The organism is Allorhizocola rhizosphaerae, from assembly GCF_003426775.1.
In the GTDB taxonomy this organism is placed as follows: Bacteria; Actinomycetota; Actinomycetes; order Mycobacteriales; family Micromonosporaceae; genus Allorhizocola; species Allorhizocola rhizosphaerae.
In genome coordinates this window covers 1-2,246 of sequence record NZ_QJUG01000446.1, presented here as the reverse complement: position 1 = coordinate 2,246, position 2,246 = coordinate 1, and the positions used below count along the sequence as shown (strand labels likewise).

Here is a 2,246-nt window from a genome sequence, read left to right as displayed (position 1 = left end):
CATGGCCCGCTCCGGCCGAGGCTGGGACGCACTGCCACCCAAGCCTCAGGGCCGCGCCGCGCGGGGAAGGCGGCGCGGCCCTGACCAGGCCGCACACGATCCACCTCCGTCCACTGAGGACGCCCCGCCCGCCCCGGGCCCGCCACCCCCAGTTGCGCGGGGGTCAGCAGACTCGCCCGGCGCCCTGGGCACCCCGGCAGACCTGGCACAGGGGATGGCGGCCGGTCCGCTTGTCCCGGGCACGGCCGATCCGCCCGGCGTCCCGGGTGCCACGGCAGACCGGCTGGCACAGGAGATGGCGGCCGGTCCGCGCGGCACTCTGGGCATGGCGGCAGACTCGCTTGCCCCCGGCACGGCAGGTCAGCCCGGTGTCCCGGGCATAGCAGACTCACCGGGCGTCTCGGGCGCCACGTCAGGTTCTCGCCGACGCCACGTGCTAGCGGCTGTCGAGGCGCTTGCGCGGCAAATCGACATCGCGAGCAACCGCGGCGCGCACGACCGAGCCGGGCAAGCTCTCGACAAACTCAACCAAGCCGACCACGGCACGGACAATTGGGCCGACGAGGGTGACAGGGATCGGCGCGACTGGTGGGGTCGTGGGCTGGAGCCGGGTGGCTGGGCCGACGGCGACGCGGGCGGGCGGGATTGGTCCGCTCCCGGGGCCGATGGTGATTGGCCGGAAGATGGGCGTTTTGCGCGCAGCGCTGGCGGTGATGGCCGGGGTGGGCAGTGGCGAGAAACACGCGTGCGGCAGGAGCCGTCGAGAAACGACAGTCGAGACGGCACGCGACCGGATGAGGCGGGCTGGAGCGAGTCGCGGCGTGACGTAGTGCGCCAGGGCCAGGTGGGTGCCGGTGACGCGCGGCGGGAGGGCGTGCCCCGCGACAAAACGCGCCGGGGTCGGCCTGGCCAGGATGAGGCGGGTTGGAGCGAGTCGCGGCGCGACGTGGCACGCCGAGGCCAGGTGGGCGGGAGTGCGGCATACCGTGACGCGGCGCGCCAGAACGAGGCGGGTTGGGGGGACAGGCGCGCGGGCGTGACAGGCCCTGACGGGGGACGGCGGGGTGAGGCACGCCGCGATGAGGTGCTGCGCGACGAGCATGAGATGGCGCGCGAGATCTGCTTGAGGCAGTTGGCGGTGCGGCCAAGGACGCGTGCCGAGCTTGCCAAGGCACTACACAAACGGGGGATATCAGACGAGGTCACGGACGCTGTGCTCAACCGGTACGACGAGGTGGGCATGATCGATGATGCCGCTTTCGCGAAGGCGTGGGTGAGCAGCCGGCATCACGGGCGGGGGCTCGCCAGCCGGGCATTGGCGCAAGAATTGCGGCAGCGCGGCGTGTCGCAAGAGCACACCGACGAGGCACTGTCCGGGTTGGACGCCGACACGGAGGCGCAGACCGCGCTGGCCCTGGCGACCCGCAAGCTGCGCACGATGCGAGGCGAACCCGAGGCCGTTTTCCGCCGCCTGGTCGGCATGCTCGCGCGTAAGGGTTACCCGGCCGGTGTTGCGGTGCGCGCAGTGAAGGAAGCCCTGGCCACGCGGGATGCGGAGGTGGCCGAATTGATCGACCCGGATGCCTACGAGGATGAGTGATTATCCGGTTTGGTGTCCGATCATGAGTCCTTGACCGGACCGGCCTCGGCCGCCTAGCCTCGCACCTAAAGGTAAACACCAACCAGTACCGGCTATAGCGCACAACATAGAACGAGTAACAGTACGGCAACTTTTTTCCTGGTTAGAGCACCGGCCGTGCCCCTTGGGCAAGGATGTCGCGCATACCCGGGCGGACCAGCCAATTAGGGCGGTCCGCCAGGCGAAGGCTCGGCATCGGTAGGTGCTCTGCTCGGCTGTCCCTGGTGAGGTGTGAACCTATCGCCGGCAAAACGCCGGCATGGTGATGGTTCAGGAGGCGGCCATGGTCACGCGGGCCACAGCAGGGCACAGTTCGGCGGTGCGATTCGGCTTTCAGGGGCGTTGGGGGAGCCGGTCCCGGTCAACTGGCTTCACCGAACGTCTGCCTTGGACACATGCCCGTGTGCCCGATGCCTCCGCGGCAGGTAACCATGCAGGCCGTGGCCATTGGGGCGGCGTTGCCGCGGTCGGTGTGAGCGGTCGGCGTTGCGGCGTTGCCGCGGTCGGTGTGGGCGGTCGGCGGGGCGGCGTTGCCGCGGTCGGTGTGGGCGGTCGGCGTTGCGGCGTTGCCGCGGTCGGTGTGGGCGGTCGGCGGGGCGGCGTTGCC

2 protein-coding genes are annotated in these 2,246 nt (G+C 70.7%); one reads left to right on the top strand and one right to left on the bottom strand.

Annotated elements, in window-relative coordinates; translation table 11 throughout:
- Nucleotides 1–874 precede the first annotated feature (874 nt).
- On the top strand, nt 875–1,600 hold the full coding sequence (locus tag DM816_RS41595; protein ID WP_425455350.1) for a regulatory protein RecX: 726 nt from the start codon (nt 875–877) through the stop codon (nt 1,598–1,600).
- Nucleotides 1,601–2,000: 400 nt separating this feature from the next.
- On the opposite strand, the gene DM816_RS41590 is transcribed toward DM816_RS41595, so the two are convergent.
- The coding region (locus DM816_RS41590) for a hypothetical protein (RefSeq protein WP_162908423.1) at nt 2,001–2,246 on the bottom strand (246 nt) is incomplete at its 5' end.